The organism is Kribbella sp. NPDC003505 (assembly GCF_040610875.1).
In the GTDB taxonomy this organism is placed as follows: Bacteria; Actinomycetota; Actinomycetes; order Propionibacteriales; family Kribbellaceae; genus Kribbella.
In genome coordinates this window covers 128,659-144,952 of record NZ_JBEXNA010000008.1, presented here as the reverse complement: position 1 = coordinate 144,952, position 16,294 = coordinate 128,659, and the positions used below count along the sequence as shown (strand labels likewise).

Here is a 16,294-nt window from a genome sequence, read left to right as displayed (position 1 = left end):
ATGATCCGCTCCCGGTACCCACCGAACGGCGCCGCTACCTGCGTGCCCGGGTTGACCCCGGCCGCCTGCTCAGAGCTTGGTGCGGACGCCTGGCTGGTTGGGGATCTCGTTGACCTGCTCGACCAGGTTTCCGTGCATCGCCACCTTGCCCTTGCCGCGGCGGCCGAGCGGCAGGACCGTCTTGCCCGTCGCGTCCTCGAGTCCTGCCGCGAACCCGGCGTACAGAGCGAGCCCGAGCAGCAGGAGACCGAGTACGCCGCTGGTCCGCTCCCAGCCCTGGCTGCCGGTCAGCTCATAGCCTCCGGCAACGAGGAAACGGATGGCCGCCACCAGGAACACCACGCCGGGGATCAGCTTGCTCATCGCCGCCGTAGCCGCGAGCAGCGTCATCGCTGTGCCGGAAAGGAGCAGCAATAGCCCCAGGGTGTCGCTGGTGGCGCCGGGCGGCGATCGGAACAGGATCAGCCCGGTGACCAGCCAGGTCAGCGACAGCACGCCCATCGCCGTACCGACCGTTCCGTCCCGGCTCAGGAAGGCGAGGACGGACGCGAGCAACTGCCCCGTGAACGCGAACCCGAGCAGCACCAGGGCGACGTTCTTGCCTTCCGTCGACGGCACCCAGCTCAGCTGCAGACCCGCCAGCACGAACGTTGCCGCCGCGAGGGCGTAGAGACCGATCGACATCGGCGCACCGATAGGGCGCAGCGAGATGGCGATCCGGTCCAGGACCACTTCGGACGCACCGACCTCGGCCGGCGTCTCGACCCGCGTGTGCACCATTGCCACTCCTTGGCGTGAGGGGCCAGGCCCTCGTCTTCTGTGCTCGTGTTCCGCCGGTACCCCGTACTGCCGGTTCCAGCCGCGTGCTGCGAGCCGAACAGCGGTTCAGCTCGGTGGGCGAGCCCGACGCCTCGAGCTCCTTGCCTTCTCAGGAACGTTGCGGCCGGTAGGTGTGGACGACGACCCCGTTGGGAAAAGAAGTCGCGTCGACAAGCGTCAGGTGTCGCGACTCCGGAAGCTGCTCGAACAACGCCCGCCCTCGACCGAGGACCAACGGCTGGATCAAGAGTCGGTACTCGTCGATGAGATCCGCCGCAGCCAGCGCGCCGGCGAAGCGAGCACCGCCCCACGCGATCACGTCCGGACCGGGCTCGGTCTTGATCGCAGCGATCTCGGTCGCGAGATCGCCCCGCGCGACCCGGCTGATCGGCCAGGACGCCTCCGCGTCGCTGAGTGTCGTCGAGAAGACGACCTTCGGGATGTCGTTCATCGGGGCGGCGTACGGGTCGTCCGACTGCGGCCAGGCCGACGACATCTGCTCGTACGTCACCCTGCCCATCAGGTGAGCTCCGGCCGTGCTGATCCGGTCGAGCTTCCACTGCTTGAGCTCATCGCTGTCCGGAATGGCCATCCCTGGGTGCTCGCGGTCGCTGTCGACCAGCCCGTCCAGCGACATCGACATGTACAAGATGACGTCTCGCATGATTCCCTCTCGGTGTTGTAATGCTTTGGGTACTTCGCCTCGACGGCCGCGTGGCCGATCCGGCATCAAGGCCGGTTGCGGTCATGCATCGCGTGAGGTCGCTGCTTCGTCCGCCGTCGTGAACTCGAGGTCGATCTCGATCTCGATCGTGTTTCGGTCGATGAACTCTGTGCCTCCAGCCTCGGCGAGTCGGAGAGTTCGATGAATCCCAGCTTTCTGGGATGGACCCGATCACGTGGCTAGGATTCTGTCTGTGAGCGGCGCCGCGAGGGCGAACACAAGGGTGCGGGACGACATCGTCCGCTTGGTCCACCGCGGTCTGCCGACCGCGGAGTTCGCGTCCGCCGTCGGGCGCGCGCTCACTCGGGCCGTGCCGGCCGAGGGCACCTGCGTGATGACTGTCGATCCGGCGACCCTGCTGCCGACCGCGGAGTTTGTCGAGAACGGCCTGCCCGCACCCGAGCTGCTCCGCCTCGTCGAGATCGACCTGCGAGAACCCGATGTCAACCGGTGGGCGCAGCTCGCCCACGCCGACCGGCCCGCGGCCAGTCTCAGCGAGGCCACAGGTGGCGACCTCGAGCGAAGCCTGCGGCAGCGCGAGATCCGCCGACCGGGCGGATTCTCCGACGAACTGCGTGTGGTTCTCGGCGGCAGCACCGGGACGTGGGGACAGCTGACCGTGTTCCGCGAGGCGAACCGCCCGTACTTCTCGCCCGCCGAGGTCCAGTTCGTCTCGTCGATCGCGGGATTGATCGCCGATGGGCTGCGCCGCGGCCTGCTGCTCGGGCAGGCCGCGGCGGACAGCGACGAAGTCGGCCTACTGGTCCTCGACGCTGCGGACGAAGTCACGATGGCCAACCAGGCCGCGCAGCAGTGGCTGGACCAGCTCGACCTCGGACCGCGAAGCGGCGCCCGGCTACCACTCGTGATCCCGGCCGTCGCCCGGCAGGCCCGAGCGCTCGCCGGTCCGCTTGCCACTGCGGCCTCGCCGGATCCGCGGGCCGCGCGGGCCCGAACGCGTACCGGCGCCGGCCAATGGCTGGTCGTGCGTGGCTCGATGCTCGGCGAGGGTACGGAGGCCCCGGTGGCCGTCATGCTGGAGCCCGCCCGGGCGGCCGAGCTGGCCCCGCTGATCGTCGAGGCCTACGGCTTCACCGACGGCGAGCGCCGCGTCACCGAGCTGGTCGCGCAAGGATTGTCGACCAAGCAGATCGCCGGGAGGCTGGAGGTGACCGCCTACACCGTGCAGGACCATCTGAAATCGATCTTCGCCAAGTCGGGTGCAGGCTCGCGCGGCGATCTCGTTGCCCGATTGTTCTTCGACCACTACGCCGGACCGCTCACCGCGGATACCTGAACCACCGGGCCGATAGACGCCGCCCAAGAGTCATTTTCAGGAGGAAGGCGGCAGCTTGCCCCATCTCGGCAGTGTTGCCTTCGGCAACCGGTTTGCGCGACCCCCGGAGTCCCACGAATCCGTTGCCGGACCATCTCAGCCAGGCACGCAGCGTTCGTTGCCCGCTACAACCAGAGATCGGGGGCTGACTCCCGCGGGCGTGAGGCGATCCGGGCCGAGCGGACGACGTTGCCCGGGCCGGATCGATCTGCGCATGGTGGAGAGGTGGACACGGACGCGGTGGCGGTGGAGCTGTACGGGTTGGAGCCCGAACTGTTCACCGCCGCGCGGAACCGAGTCGCGGAGACCGCCCGCGACGCCGGCGATGACCAGTCCGCCGCGGCGATCATGGCACTGCGCAAACCCACCCTCGCCGCTTGGCTCGCCAACCAGTTGGTGCGCACCGACCCCGACGGGATTCACGCACTGACCGAGCTGGGGGAGGACCTGCGCCAGACCTACCTGTCGGCTGATGCGTCCCGGCGGCGTGAACTGACCCGGCTGCGCCATGACCTCGTGAGTAACCTCGTGCGCACAGCGCGAGAACGCGCCGCCGGCGGCCGCCGCGTCACCGCGCAGACCGCGGAGCGGCTGACCGAGACCCTGGACGCCGCGCTCGTCGACCCCGGCGCGGCGCAATTGCTGCGCACCGGACAACTGACCAGTGCTTTGCGACATGTCGGCTTCGGCGTCGTCGACGAGAACGGCGACCCTGCCCGGCTCGCCCCCGTTCGGCCCCGCGTCGTGCGCAGCGCATCACCTCCCCGGAAGACCCGGCCGGCCACGGCCGCCGCCCAGCGGCAACCGTCAGCTGCGAAGCGGCGACCGACAGTTGACACGACACTGGCCAGTCGCCGGAAGGCGCAACGCAAACGAGTCGATCAAGCCGAGCAGGACTACGCAGCGGCGGAGGCTGAACGTGAACAGGCCGAACGGGTGCTGGACGCGCACCAGCACCGTCTCGCGGATCTGGAAGCCGATCTCGTGCGGTTGAACGAGCAGCTCGAGCAGACCCGGCAGACGCTGCGTGCGGCCCGCAAACAGACCTCCCGTCTGCAATCCGCCTTCAACCGGGCCACCCGCAACGCCGCCGCGGTGAAGAAACGCCGCGACACCGAAAACCAGCGGCTCGACGCACTCGATCGTTAGTGGCGTCGGCATGCGGAGCGGACGATGGGGTACCGGATACGGGGCATCTGTCCGCGCTGAGAGGAGAAGGCCATGGCCGAGACTCGGGCGAGCCAGAGCAACAGCCGCGAGTGGACCAGCGATCAGGTTGAGCAGCTGCGTCAACTTGCCGGCGGCAACACTCCGGTCGGCGTGATGAGCATCAAGCTCGGACGCTCCGAAGCCGCGATCCGGTCCAAGGCCCATGCCGAGGGCATTTCCCTGGCCCCCGCGAACCGCCCGCCGTACGGCGACATGCGCTAACCAGTACGCGAGGTGCGGCTGGTGATCCGGGCCAGCGGTGGGCGACGGCCGTGCGCGCAGTACCCATCACGCGCGGTTGCCTGCGCGTGCTAGGGAAGCGGTCTGCCGCCGGTGGCGCCGATGCGTTCGCCGGTGACGTAGGTCGAGTCGTCGGAGGCCAGGAAGACGTAGAGCGGCGCGAGCTCGGCCGGTTGGCCGGCGCGGCCGAGTGGGGTGTCGGCGCCGAATTGGCCGACCTTCTCCGCAGGCATGGTGGCCGGGATCAGCGGCGTCCAGACCGGGCCGGGAGCGACGGCATTCACGCGGATGCCCTTGGGGCCGAGCTCCTGTGCGAGTCCCTTGGTGAAGTTGAGGATGGCGGCCTTGCTGGTCGCGTAGTCGAGCAGGTTCGGCGATGGTTCGTACGCCTGGATGGAGGTCGTGTTGATGATCGACGAGCCGGCCGAGAGGTGCGGAAGAGCCGCCTTGGACAGCCAGAACATGGCGTAGACGTTGGTCTTGAGTACGCGGTCGAACTGCTCGGTGGTGATGTCCGCGATGCCACCCTGCGACATCTGGTACGCCGCGTTGTTGACCAGGATGTCCAACCCGCCGAGCTCCTGGACGCAGCGGTCCACGAGCAGTTGACAGTGCTGCTCGCTCTGGATGTCCCCGGCCAGGGAAATCGCCTTGCGCCCGGAGTCTCGGACCAGCCGACAGGTCTCCTGGGCATCGGTCTCCTCGGCCTCGAGATGGGCGATCATCACGTCGGCGCCCTCCCGAGCGAAGGCGAGGGCGACCGCGCGGCCGATGCCGGAGTCGCCGCCGGTGATCAGCGCCCGTTTGCCGGTCAGCTTTCCGCTGCCGCGGTACGACGCCTCGCCGTAGTCCGGTTCCGGTTCCATCGCGCCGCCGCGCCCGGGGTACTCCTGCTGCTGAGGCGTCTGCTGCTCAGGCTCCGCGTACCGCGTCCTCGGATCGCTGCTCATCGTCGTCCTCTCGCTGGTCGTCAGCCCTGCGGTACCCGCACCGCGGCAGTCGACACAAACGACCCGCGACCACCCCGGACGACGGACTGGGTACCGGCAGGCGATGTTCGGCGGCTCACTGGGTACCGAGTCCTGATCCATCGTGAACCAGCTAGGAGGAACGCATACATGTCTGGACTGCGTGCAGTAGTGCTTGCATGCTCGCTGAAGAAATCCCCGGCAGCCTCGAGCTCGGAAGCTCTCGGTCGCGAGGTGCTGACCGCGCTCGCGGATCATGACACCGACGGTGATGTGATCCGGGTCGTCGACCACAACGTCAAGTTCGGTGTTTCGGTGGACGAGGGCGACGGTGATGAATGGCCGGCGATCCGGGAGCAGATCCTTGGCTCCGACATCCTCGTGATCGCGACGCCGATCTGGCTGGGGCAGCCGGCCAGCGTTGCCAAGGTCGTGCTGGAGCGGCTCGACGCCGAACTGTCCGAGACCGATGACCAGGGGCGGATGCTGACCTTCGGCAAGGTCGCTGCCGTCGCCGTGGTCGGCAACGAGGACGGCGCGCACCACGTCACCGCTGAACTCCTGCAAGGCCTGAACGATGTCGGCTTCAGTATCGCTGCCGGCGCCGCGACCTACTGGGTCGGTGAGGCGATGGGCAAGGTCGACTACACCGACGCCGGCCCCAAACCGGACACGACCGGCGCCGCGACCAAGACCCTCGCCACCAACACCGCGCACCTTGCCCGACTGCTCAAGAACCAGCAATATCCACCCAGCTGACAGCGCGCAGCGGGATCAGCGGGGTGACTTCGGTTCGTGGATTCGCAGCTCCCGCCGCCGGGAGGTCGCGGTCGCTCATGCGCCAGTCGAGACGCTGCGGGCAGCGCGATGTGGCGGAGGTCACACTTCAAGCTGGATTGCAGGGAGCAATTCAGGTGTTCTGAGTTTCATCGCGCAACTCAGCTCTGGAAGGACTCCCGGCATGACCACCCTCGATCTTCCTGTCGCGGCCGGCTCACGGTCGCGTCGCGTGCTCGGCCGGCGCGGCAGTTTCTGGACCGCCGCAGCGGTCGCAGGGATCAGCCTCTGGACGAGCGCCGCTCCCACCACGTCGTACCCGCTCTACGCCAAGACCTGGCACCTCACCCCGACGGCGACGACGGCGATCTTCGCGGTGTACCCGGTCGTGCTGGTCGCGTTCCTGTTGCTCTTCGGGCAGCTCTCGGACTTCATCGGCCGGCGCGCCACGATGCTGTACGGCGTCGGCGCCATGCTCGTCGGTGTGCTGCTGTTCGCGCTCGCGCCGTCCGTGGCCTGGGTGTACGCCGGCCGAGCGTTCATGGGCGCCGGCGTCGGTCTCGCGTTGACCCCGGCGACCGCAGCGGCCGTCGAGTTCAGCGCTCGCGGCAAGACGGACCGGGCCGCTCCGATCACGACGGCCGCGACCGCGGCCGGTCTGGCGCTGGCGACGATCGTCGGGGGCGGACTCATCGAGTACGCGCCCGCTCCACTGCACCTGGACTTCTGGGTCCTGCTCGCCGTCGTCGCGGGCGTGTTCGCCGCCGTCTGGGCGATGCCGCGCCACACCAAGGACGAGGCTCAGGGCCGCTGGCGGCCGCGCGGCGTGACCGTCGCCAAGGGCATCCGACTGCTGTACCTGGCCGCGGCTCTCGCCGTCACCGCCGCCTACGCGTTCGGCTCGGTCTTCCTGGCCCTCGGAGCCCAGATCGTCCGTGACCTGGTCGGCACCGGCAACATCTTCGTCATCGGCCTGCTGCTCGCGATCTTCTCGGTCGCCACCGGGACGACAGCGATCGTCGGCCGCCGCTTCCCCGCGCGTCGTCTGGTCCCACTGGGCGCCGTACTCACGATCGTCGACCTCGGCCTCCTCGAGGTGGCCGCGACCGCGCACTCGCTCCCGTTCTTCGTCGCCACGACCGCTGTCGGCGGTACGGCGTACGGGCTCCTGTTCTCCGGCGGTCTGGGCCTCATCGGCACCCACGCGCCGGCGCACCACCGTGGCGCGACGGTCTCGGCCGTCTACCTCGTCGCGTACATCCTGCAGGGCGCGGCAGCCCTCGCTCTTGGCGTGGTGGCAACCGCTGCCGGCCTGAGCACTGCGTTGCTCCTCGGAGTGACCGTGATCGGTACGCTGGCCCTTCTGGTCCTGGCGGCTACCTTCGCACTCACCCGCAAGGAGGTTGCATGACAACCCAGCCGAGCTGCTCGATCGCCCGGACGCTGGAGTATTTGCGCGACCGCTGGACCTTCCTGATCCTCCGCGAGGCCCACCTCGGCACCACGCGGTTCGCGGACTTCCGCGACTACCTGGGGATCGCCCCGAACATCCTCACGAACCACCTGAACGACCTGGTGGATTCGGGCCTGCTGGAGAAGCGCGAGTACCGCGAGCAGGGGGAGCGCACCCGGTCGTCGTACCACCTGACACCCGCGGGCGAAGACCTCAAGCTCGTCCTCGCCGCCCTCCAGCAATGGGGCGATGTCCACGTGCCGCGCGAACAAGGCCCGACCGTCCTCCGGCACGCGAAGGACTCCGGTGAACTGGTCAACGTCACCTTCACCACCGAGAGCGGTACGCCGGTGGCGGCGGAGGACGTGAGCTTCGACCCGGCCCCCGGCCTGCAGTCCAACCGCGCCGGTTGGCGCTGACCGCAGCCGGCGTCACGGCCGGCCCGGAGTCACCGTACTGCGGTGAGTTCGTGCCGGTTGTTCCAGGCGTCCAGCGCGATCTCGGCGATCAGCCGCTGCGCCGCCGACTCGGAGAGATCGGACGTCGTACAGACGACCAGGACGAAGGGGTCCGCGTCCGCGGGTCGGACGATGCCGCCGTCGTGCAGGTTTCGGCCGGCCCAGCCGTTCTTGTGCTCGACACGGGTTCCAGCCGGCAGCAAGGCCGGGATCTCGCCGTTCCACTGGTTCGCGGCCAGCAGGTCGCGCAGGTAGCTGTCGTTCTGCTTGCCGACAGCAACGAGCGCGCCGGCGAGTCCGGCTGCACTGATCAGGTTGGTGATCCCCGCTTCCCGCGCGGTTGCATCCTCGATACCGCGTTCGATCTTCGAGGCCGGATCGGGCGAGCTGGGAAGCGTGGACTCGATCAGAGCCGCGTGAGCCGCATCGATCCCGACCAGCTCGAGGACCAGGTTCGTCGCCAAGTTGCTCGAACGGGTGATCATCTCGGTCGTCAGCCAGGCGAGCGACGCCTCGCGGCCCAGTCTTTCCCAGGTCGAGGGTGCGTCGTCATCCTCGCGGTTCATGCCGAAGCGGCCGCCGGTCACGGACGCAAAATCGTTGTGTACGGCGACTGGCTGGTCCAAGGCCAGCTCACCGGCATCGACCTTCCGCAGCATCGCCATGGCGACCGGCAGTTTCATCGTGCTCGCGGCATAGTGAGGCGCCTCCGCGTCGTGCTCGAAAAGCACGGTGCCGTCCAATCGCCCGAGCCAAACCCCGACCTGCCCGCTCCCGTCGATCCGGCCGAGCGTCTCCGCGATTCCCATGGGCTCACCCAATCACAAACCGTGGAGGTCGACCATGCAACCTGACCCGGGCCGTTCTCGCCGTACTGCCTTCGAGGCCGCCGATGAACCTGTGCGCTCTCGATGCACGCCGCAGACGTGCATCGAGAGCCGCGGCGGAGAACTCAGATGTCGATCGGGCGGAGGACCAGCCAGATCCCGTGCGCGATCTGACGGTTGCCCTTGTTGATGTCGAAGGCCCACGGGTTGATCAGCGGGTTCGCGTCGTTACGGTCTGCGTCGATGAGCCGGATCAGGCGGCAACGCTGGCTGAGCACGTCCACCTTGATGGTTCCGCCTGGCAGGGCTGTGGTCAGCCTGGCGCCGTCGGAGCGAAGCGCGGTCTTGCTGTCGATCGTCGCACCGGGGATCACGTGGTACAGCAGGACAGCTTCGATGGTGTTGACGCCGAGGAGGCCGGCCAGGCCGCTGAAGAGCTGGCTCTCGGACCGATAGGTCTTCCCGGTCAGGTCCTTGGCCAGACGCTGGAAAGCGCGATCGCTGGGCAGGAACGCGGTGAGCGGGACGGTCCCGTCGGCCAGCACCTTCACCGGGCTGTTCGGTTTGGCGGCCAGGACGGCGCCGACAGCCTGTGTCAGCACGTCGTAGTCGTACCAGTTGCGGTCGAAGGTGTCGCCGTCGGACGCCAGAACGCTGGCGAGGCTCTTGGTGCCCAGCGGGGCAGTGGCGCCGGCGGGTGCGGCGGTGGCGATGAGGCTGGTTGCGAGCATTCCGATCGTGACCGCTGCCGCGGCCAGGTGCCGGGTCAGCCGTCGTGAGGACTTGGGCATCGGACAACCTTTCGGAAGAGAGCAGCTGCCCTTGGTGCAGCCGCTGTTGTGAGGTACTTCGCGTTCGTCACCCGCTGCGGATGCGACCCGGTACCGAAATCTTCTTCGGGTTGCGTACCGCTGTCGCGCCCCTGGACCCGTCGCGCTAAAGTTATGCACAACTTATGCACAACAGGCCGGACCGGTCGAAGGGGTTCGGGATGGACGGTAGTGACGAGTGGGTCGGCGACCCGCAGGACGACCCACCGGACGGACAGGTCGGATGGACCCGCGAAACAGCGGCGCGGTGGGCGCCGGAGTGGCTCGAGGTTCATGCCGCGCGCAGTCGGGCGTTGCTGCTCGATTTCGTCTCCCAGCAAGCGGCGGACCACCTCATGGCGCCGGGAGCGACCGTGCTGGACGCGGCCGTCGCGGACACGATCTCGAAGTCGGACATGGCGACCTCGACTCTCGCGTACCTCGGGTGGTTGTCCACTCGTTCGGAGTCCCAGGCGGCGGCAGCGGCCACTGCCGCCCTGGAACTGCTGACGCTGGCTTCGGCCATTCAGCGCGAACCGGCCGAACGGCGGACCGGCGATCCCGGCGTTCAGGTCGAGGTGACTCGCTGGGCTCGCGCCAGGGTCGAACGCCCGGGGACTTTCGGAAGATCGGCGACGGTCGTCCTCGGCGATCTCTGCCTGGTCTGGGCCAATCAGATGTTCGAGGAGGCAGGACTGCCGGCATCGCTGATCGATCCCGCCCGTCCGATCTTCGAGCAGTTGCGGGCGAACCTGGTGCTCGGTCAGCTCCACGATCTTTACTTCTCCGACCTACAGCCGAGCGTCACGCTCTCTGCCGACCAGATCGGTCTCGGGGTGCCGGCGGTGGCCGGGCCGCTGCAGTTCGGCGCTGCACTGGCCGGCTGCACGCCGAGCACCCGTGACGTGCTGCGTCAATGCGGCGTCGCGCTGGGCCAAGCAATGCGGCTCCGGAGCGACCTCGTGCGGCTCCCGGAAGACCTGCGCCGCGGCCGGATGTCCACCACGATCGCCATGGCGTACGAGTACGCCGATGCCGAGCTCGTACGCCGAATCAGCTGCCTGCCAGTCACCCCACTCGTACGCGCCGGCGAACGCGAGCTATGGGTCCGGCAGTGGAACCACATCCTGGAAACGACGGAAACAATGGCCAGGATCGAGACCCTGATCGCCGACCGCCTTCAAGAGGTCAGGTTCTGTCTTGGCGTCCTGCCAGACCTCCCAGCCCTACCCCGCGCAGCCCTCCACGTCCTGGCCGACCGAGTCGCTTGAAACCCCGCCGCCCACCGCCCTGGCGGTTCAGCACTGCCGACCACGGATCGGCTCTCTCCGCCGCCTGCGGCAGCTCGTGACCCTCAGTCATCTCTTGGAGCGTACGGTCCGCGACCGTCCACGGCTCTGCCTGCGCCTCGGCGTGTACTCACCCCGACGGGGTGATGTTCGGTTGGAGCTGAGGTGCTGATGATGGCGCGTCAGCAGGTGGGGCGCGGCAAAGGAGACGTCGTGGGTGAGACGGAGCGGGCGTACGAGAAGAGCGCCGAGTTGTTCGGCAGCAGTTTTGTGGTCCGGGAGGTGCCGACGCGTGAGTTTCCTTCGTCGGGCCTGACTGCTGTCGACGCGATGCGGCTGGTGGCCGAGGACCTGGCGCTCGAGGGGCTGCCGGCGCGCAACCTCGCCACGTTCGTGACGACCTGGATGGAGCCGGAGGCGCAGAAGCTGATCGCCCACAACCTGCACCGGAACTTCATCGATCACGCTGAGTACCCGCGGACGGCCGAGCTCGAACAGCGCTGCATCCGGATGCTGGCCGATCTCTTCCACGCCCCCGGCGAGACGACGGGCGCTCGGACGCAGGGCTCGTCCGAGGCGATCATGCTCGGCGCGCTGTCGCTGAAGTGGAACTGGCGCCAGCGCCGCCGCGACGCGGGACTGCCGACCGACAACCCGAATCTCGTGTTCGGTGGCGACGTCCACGTGGTCTGGGAGAAGTTCTGCCGGTACTTCGACGTCGAACCGCGCATCGTCCCGCTCCAGCCTGGCAAGTACACGATCGGCCCCGAGGATGTCGAGCCGCACATCGACGAGAACACGATCGGCGTCGCGGCCGTCCTCGGTACGACGTTCACCGGCCACAAGGACGACATCGGAGGCATCAACGACCTGCTCGTCCGGATCAAGAAGGAGCGGCACCTCGACGTACCACTGCACGTGGACGGCGCCAGCGGTGCGTTCGTCTGGCCGTTCCTGTATCCGCACTCAGAGTGGGACTTCCGGCTCGAGCAGGTGCGGTCGATCAACGCGTCCGGCCACAAGTTCGGCCTGGTGTACCCGGGCATCGGCTGGCTGATCTTCCGGACGAAGGACGACCTCAACCCCGACCTGGTGTTCAAGGAGAACTACCTGGGCAAGACCGATTCGACGTTCACGCTGAATTTCTCGACCGGGTCGGCCATGGTGGTCGCGCAGTACTACAACTTCGTCCGCTACGGCCGTCCCGGCTACAGCTACATCATGGAGAACATGCAGCGGAACGCCGCGGTGCTCGCCGACAAACTCGAGAAGATGGGCGACTTCCGCGTGATCGGACGCGAGTACGAGCAGCTTCCGCTGGTCGCGTTCAGGCTGACCGAGGGGCATGCGTACGACGAGTTCGACGTCGCCTGGCAGTTGTCCGCCGAGCGCGGGTGGATGGTCCCGGCGTACACGATGCCGCCGGACGCGCAGGACGTGACGATCATGCGTGCTCTGGTCAAGCAGACGCTGAGCCGCGAGCAGGTCGACACCCTGGCGCGGGACATCGAGGACGCGTGCCGGACGCTCGAGAAGAAGGGCGGGGCGCACGAGTCCGAGCGCAAGAAGATGGTGGTCGGCTCCGGCCACTGACCAGGCAGATCGTGACGAGGTCGCGACCGTGGCCAGGCTGCCGGTCGACGTGCCGCCCGACGCGAGCGATCTGGTGGTCGAAGGGCCGCGCCCGTTCGTCACCCGCGTCCGGTACCGGCGTGCCGACGGCCGCGTGGTGCAGTGGGAGGCACGAGCCCGCCGCAAGGCAGCCGGTGCGCGTGGATTCGGTACGACGTGGTGGGCGGGACTGTTGTTCGCCATCGGGTCGGCGTGTTTCGTGGTGGCGCCGATCCCGGCGTACGCGCAGGCCGTGGGTGGGCACGGCGACGCGCTCACGTACTTCGCCGGCTCGCTGTTCTTCACGTCCGGCGCCTGTCTGTCCTACCTTCAGGTGGTGCGGCAGGCCGGCCGTCGCTGGTTCGCGTGGGCGCCGCGCAGCCCGGGGTTCTGGGCGTGTGCGATCCAGTTGGTCGGCACGCTCTACTTCAACGTGACCACGTTCGCCGGGCTGTTCGACGTACCGTCCGATCTGGAGAACCGGATCGTCTGGCGGCCCGACGCGATCGGCTCGGTGTGCTTCCTGGTGTCGTCGGCGATCGCGTTCGCGGAGGCCGGGCACCGCTGGTGGTCGTGGCGGCCCGGCCAACGCGACTGGCACATCACCGCACTCAACCTGTGGGGCTCGGTCTTCTTCGGTCTGTCTGCGATCGGCGCCCATGTCACCTCCGCCGGCCAGCTCTCCAACGTCCAGCTCGCCAACGGCGGCACCTTCCTCGGCGCCGTCTGCTTCCTCATCGCCTCCCTGCTGATGATGCCCGAGGGCCGGGCCGCGGCGTCGTCCGGTCCAGGCGATGCTGTTCGTGATCGCGAGCGCAAAGACTCAGGCGCATGACACCTTCCCACGATGCCGCTCGCCGCACGCTGCCCACTTCCTGGACGTAGCGGCGGTGACGTGCTTAGTCTCGAATGTGGCCAGTCGGCCTCTCGTGTGATGTCCGCGCTGGCCGTCAGGGAGCCCAGCGATCTGCACGCCGGCCCGTGTCCGGCGCGAGACTCATGCACTGGAGGCCGGGATGACGACACACGCTGCACCCTCGACGTCGAGCCCAGAGCCGGGCACCGGAGTCTTAGACCCCGACGTGCGGGTGAGGCTCTACGAGACCATGGTTGTCTGCCGCACCTACGAGGAGGCGATCCTCCGGGAGTACCACGCCGACAAAGGACCCGGCTTCGACATCGGCAAGGGGCTCGTCCCCGGGGAAATGCATCTGTCCGCGGGGCAGGAGCCGGTAGCCGCCGGCGTGTGCGCCCACCTGACCGAGCAGGACGCGGTCACCGCGACGCACCGCCCGCACCACCTGGCGATCGCGCACGGTACGGACCTGCGGAGGATGACCGCGGAGATCTTCGGCCGGGAGACCGGTCTGGGCCGCGGACGCGGTGGCCATATGCATCTGTTCGATCCCGCTACGCATTTCTCGTGCTCCGGGATCATCGCCGAAGGCTATCCGCCCGCGCTGGGGCAGGCGTTCGCGTTCCAGCGCCGTGGCGATGGCCGGATCGCTGTCGCGGTGACCGGTGAGGGTGCCGCCAACCAGGGCGGGTTCCACGAGTCGTTGAACCTGGCGGCCCGCTGGGCGCTGCCCGTGGTGTTCGTGGTCGAGGACAACGACTGGGCCATCTCGGTGCCGCGGTCGGCCTCCACGGCGATCGGCTCGAACGCCGACCGTGCGGCGGCGTACGGCATCCCGGGCGAGCGGGTCGAGGACAACGACGTCGAGGGCGTCTACGACGCCGCCCGGCGCGCGGTCGCCCGAGCCAGGGCGGGGGAAGGGCCTTCGCTGATCGAGGTACACACCCTGCGGCTGTGGGGCCACTTCGAGGGCGACGCCCAGGGATACCGTCCGGAGCTCGCCGACGTGTCGGCGCACGACCCGATCCCGCGCTACGAGCAGACTCTGCGTGCGGGCGGCCACCTCGACGACGCGGCCGTGGCCCGGATCAAGGACGCGGCGAAGGAGCGGGTCGAGGACGCGATCGCCTACGCCAAGAACAGCCCCGTGCCCGACCCTGCGTCGGCCACTTCCTCCGTGTTCGCCTAGGAGGCGACGATGACGATCATCGACACCCCGGCTGCACCGGCACCCCGGGCAAGCCACCGGCTGACCACGTCCAAGGCGATGGTCGAGGCCATCGCTCAGGAGATGGAGCGCGACCCCTCGGTGTTCTACCTGGGCGAGGACGTCGGCGCGTACGGCGGGATCTTCAGTTCGACCACCGGGCTGCTCGAGCGGTTCGGGCCCCAGCGGATCATCGACACCCCGATATCGGAGACCGCGTTCATCGGCCTCGGCATCGGCGCCGCGGTCGAGGGTATGCGTCCGATCGTGGAATTGATGTTCGCCGACTTCATGGGCGTGTGCCTGGACCAGATCTACAACCACATGGCCAAGATCCACTACGAATCCGGCGGCAACGTGAAGGTCCCGATGGTGCTGACCACCGCCGTGGGCGGAGGCTATTCCGACGGTGCACAGCACTCGCAGTGTCTGTGGGGCACGTTCGCGCACCTGCCGGGTATGAAGGTCGTGGTGCCCAGCACCCCCGCCGACGCGAAGGGGCTGATGACGTCGGCCATCCGTGACGACAACCCGGTGGTCTACATGTTCCACAAAGGCGTGATGGGGCTGCCCTGGATGGCGAAGAACGCCCGCTCCACCGACGAGGTGCCCGAGGGTGACTACACCGTGCCCATCGGCAAGGCGAGGGTCGCCCGCGAGGGCAGCGACGTCACGGTGGTGACGCTGTCCCTGTCGGTGCACCACGCCCTCGACGTCGCTGAAAGCCTCGCCGGTGAGGGCATCGACGTGGAGGTGATCGACCTGCGCAGCCTGGTGCCGCTGGACCGCGAGGCGATCCTCACGTCGGTGGGCAAGACCGGCCGGCTCGTCGTCGTCGACGAGGATTACTGCTCGTTCGGTCTGTCCGGTGAGGTGGTCGCGACAGTCGCCGACCACGACCCCAGGATGCTGCAGGTCCCGGTGCAGCGGGTCGCGGTGCCCGACGTACCCATCCCGTACGCCCACGCACTCGAGTACGCCGTCCTGCCACGCCAGGACAGGATCGAGAAGGCTGTACGCACTGCGGTGGCCGGATGACCGACGTCGTTTTCCCTGCACTGTCGAAGGAAACACCGGACGCGGAGGGAGTCCTGGCTACCTGGTTCGTGAGTGACGGCGCCACCGTCACCGCTGACCAACTGCTTGCGGAGGTTCAGGTCGAGAAGGTCTCGGCAGAGGTGCCGGCGCCCGTCGGCGGTGTGGTGCACCTGCTGGTCGCGGAGGAGGCGACCGTGAAACAGGGGAGCCCGATCGCCCGCATCGAGTGAGTCGCCCGACGGTCAGGCGGGTTGGACGGTGTAGACCACGGTCTGCACCCGGATCATGCCGTCCTGGAAAATGAAGGTGTCGATGCCGTCCTCGACCTTTCGGCCACCTCCGGTCGCCTTCCACTCCAGGTACAGCACATCGTCGGCGAACACCGTTTCCAGGTCCCAGGTCGCCTGCGGGACGTCACCGAGCAGCTGCGTGAAGACTTGGCGGGCTCCGTCCTTGCCGCGGTAGACCTTTTTCTGTACGACGAGGATCGCGTCGTCGGCGTAGTCGCTGACGATGTCCTCCAGGTTCTCCGCGCCCAGTGCGCTGCCGTGGTGGGCGAAGACTTCTTCGGGAGTTCTCGCCATGATCGCCTCCTCGCTCGAACAATGGGCAACTCGCTGCCGATCCGCCTCTTTCCTCGAGTTTCTGCCGCTCCCCGGCCCTTGTCCACGCC

The 16,294-nt window shown here is 68.2% G+C and carries 18 protein-coding genes; 12 read left to right on the top strand and 6 right to left on the bottom strand.

Features of this window, described 5'->3' with window-relative positions; translation table 11 throughout:
• Positions 1 to 69: 69 nt before the first annotated feature.
• Entirely contained in the window at positions 70 to 780 is a 711-nt protein-coding gene (locus tag ABZX12_RS26810; RefSeq protein ID WP_355697447.1) for a hypothetical protein, read from the bottom strand.
• Between the two features lie 148 nt (positions 781 to 928).
• Positions 929 to 1,483: a dihydrofolate reductase family protein gene (locus ABZX12_RS26805; RefSeq protein WP_355697445.1), complete on the bottom strand. Its 555-nt coding sequence runs from the start codon at positions 1,481 to 1,483 to the stop codon at positions 929 to 931.
• Positions 1,484 to 1,736: 253 nt separating this feature from the next.
• Between ABZX12_RS26805 and ABZX12_RS26800 the strand changes: the two genes are divergently transcribed.
• The 3 genes from ABZX12_RS26800 to ABZX12_RS26790 all read left to right on the top strand — a co-directional run bounded on the left by ABZX12_RS26800 (position 1,737) and on the right by ABZX12_RS26790 (position 4,310).
• On the top strand, positions 1,737 to 2,840 hold the full coding sequence (locus ABZX12_RS26800; RefSeq protein WP_355697443.1) for a LuxR C-terminal-related transcriptional regulator: 1,104 nt from the start codon (positions 1,737 to 1,739) through the stop codon (positions 2,838 to 2,840).
• A 264-nt stretch (positions 2,841 to 3,104) separates the two neighbouring features.
• Positions 3,105 to 4,028 carry a hypothetical protein gene (locus tag ABZX12_RS26795; protein ID WP_355697441.1) on the top strand — a complete coding sequence of 308 codons (924 nt, stop codon included), beginning with the start codon at positions 3,105 to 3,107 and terminating at the stop codon, positions 4,026 to 4,028.
• Positions 4,029 to 4,100: 72 nt separating this feature from the next.
• Entirely contained in the window at positions 4,101 to 4,310 is a 210-nt protein-coding gene (locus tag ABZX12_RS26790; protein WP_355697439.1) for a hypothetical protein, read from the top strand.
• Between the two features lie 89 nt (positions 4,311 to 4,399).
• On the opposite strand, the gene ABZX12_RS26785 is transcribed toward ABZX12_RS26790, so the two are convergent.
• Positions 4,400 to 5,278, bottom strand: a complete 879-nt coding sequence (locus tag ABZX12_RS26785; protein ID WP_355697437.1) for an SDR family oxidoreductase — start codon at positions 5,276 to 5,278, stop codon at positions 4,400 to 4,402.
• A 168-nt stretch (positions 5,279 to 5,446) separates the two neighbouring features.
• Here ABZX12_RS26785 and ABZX12_RS26780 point away from each other — a divergent pair, with 168 nt between their 5' ends.
• The 3 genes from ABZX12_RS26780 (at position 5,447) to ABZX12_RS26770 (ending at position 7,945) form a co-directional block, all read left to right on the top strand.
• Positions 5,447 to 6,055, top strand: a complete 609-nt coding sequence (locus ABZX12_RS26780) for an NAD(P)H-dependent oxidoreductase (RefSeq protein ID WP_355697435.1) — start codon at positions 5,447 to 5,449, stop codon at positions 6,053 to 6,055.
• A 202-nt stretch (positions 6,056 to 6,257) separates the two neighbouring features.
• Entirely contained in the window at positions 6,258 to 7,484 is a 1,227-nt protein-coding gene (locus ABZX12_RS26775; RefSeq protein ID WP_355697433.1) for an MFS transporter, read from the top strand.
• A complete protein-coding gene (locus ABZX12_RS26770) occupies positions 7,481 to 7,945 on the top strand; it encodes a helix-turn-helix domain-containing protein (RefSeq protein WP_355697431.1) in 465 nt (154 codons plus the stop codon). The genes ABZX12_RS26775 and ABZX12_RS26770 overlap by 4 nt, the downstream gene beginning before the upstream one ends.
• A 29-nt stretch (positions 7,946 to 7,974) precedes the next feature.
• On the opposite strand, the gene ABZX12_RS26765 is transcribed toward ABZX12_RS26770, so the two are convergent.
• Both ABZX12_RS26765 and ABZX12_RS26760 read right to left on the bottom strand, forming a co-directional pair.
• Entirely contained in the window at positions 7,975 to 8,793 is an 819-nt protein-coding gene (locus ABZX12_RS26765) for a serine hydrolase (RefSeq protein ID WP_355697429.1), read from the bottom strand.
• Positions 8,794 to 8,936: 143 nt separating this feature from the next.
• On the bottom strand, positions 8,937 to 9,602 hold the full coding sequence (locus ABZX12_RS26760) for a fasciclin domain-containing protein (protein WP_355697428.1): 666 nt from the start codon (positions 9,600 to 9,602) through the stop codon (positions 8,937 to 8,939).
• Positions 9,603 to 9,802: 200 nt separating this feature from the next.
• Between ABZX12_RS26760 and ABZX12_RS26755 the strand changes: the two genes are divergently transcribed.
• From ABZX12_RS26755 to ABZX12_RS26730, 6 genes are all read left to right on the top strand, one after another.
• A complete protein-coding gene (locus ABZX12_RS26755; RefSeq protein WP_355697426.1) occupies positions 9,803 to 10,891 on the top strand; it encodes a hypothetical protein in 1,089 nt (362 codons plus the stop codon).
• Between the two features lie 231 nt (positions 10,892 to 11,122).
• Positions 11,123 to 12,502, top strand: coding sequence for a glutamate decarboxylase (locus tag ABZX12_RS26750; RefSeq protein WP_355697424.1), 1,380 nt, complete (start codon positions 11,123 to 11,125; stop codon positions 12,500 to 12,502).
• 28 nt (positions 12,503 to 12,530) lie between these two features.
• Entirely contained in the window at positions 12,531 to 13,355 is an 825-nt protein-coding gene (locus ABZX12_RS26745; RefSeq protein WP_355697422.1) for a hypothetical protein, read from the top strand.
• Positions 13,356 to 13,608: 253 nt separating this feature from the next.
• Positions 13,609 to 14,565 (top strand): thiamine pyrophosphate-dependent dehydrogenase E1 component subunit alpha, encoded by a 957-nt coding sequence (locus ABZX12_RS26740; RefSeq protein WP_355697420.1) that lies wholly within the window; start codon positions 13,609 to 13,611, stop codon positions 14,563 to 14,565.
• A 9-nt stretch (positions 14,566 to 14,574) separates the two neighbouring features.
• A complete protein-coding gene (locus ABZX12_RS26735; protein ID WP_355697418.1) occupies positions 14,575 to 15,621 on the top strand; it encodes an alpha-ketoacid dehydrogenase subunit beta in 1,047 nt (348 codons plus the stop codon).
• Positions 15,618 to 15,851, top strand: a complete 234-nt coding sequence (locus tag ABZX12_RS26730) for a lipoyl domain-containing protein (RefSeq protein ID WP_355697416.1) — start codon at positions 15,618 to 15,620, stop codon at positions 15,849 to 15,851. Before ABZX12_RS26735 ends, ABZX12_RS26730 begins: the two co-directional genes overlap by 4 nt.
• A gap of 12 nt (positions 15,852 to 15,863) precedes the next feature.
• Here ABZX12_RS26730 and ABZX12_RS26725 read toward each other — a convergent pair whose 3' ends face one another.
• Positions 15,864 to 16,205, bottom strand: coding sequence for a nuclear transport factor 2 family protein (locus tag ABZX12_RS26725; RefSeq protein WP_355697414.1), 342 nt, complete (start codon positions 16,203 to 16,205; stop codon positions 15,864 to 15,866).
• Between the last annotated feature and the right edge of the window lie 89 nt (positions 16,206 to 16,294).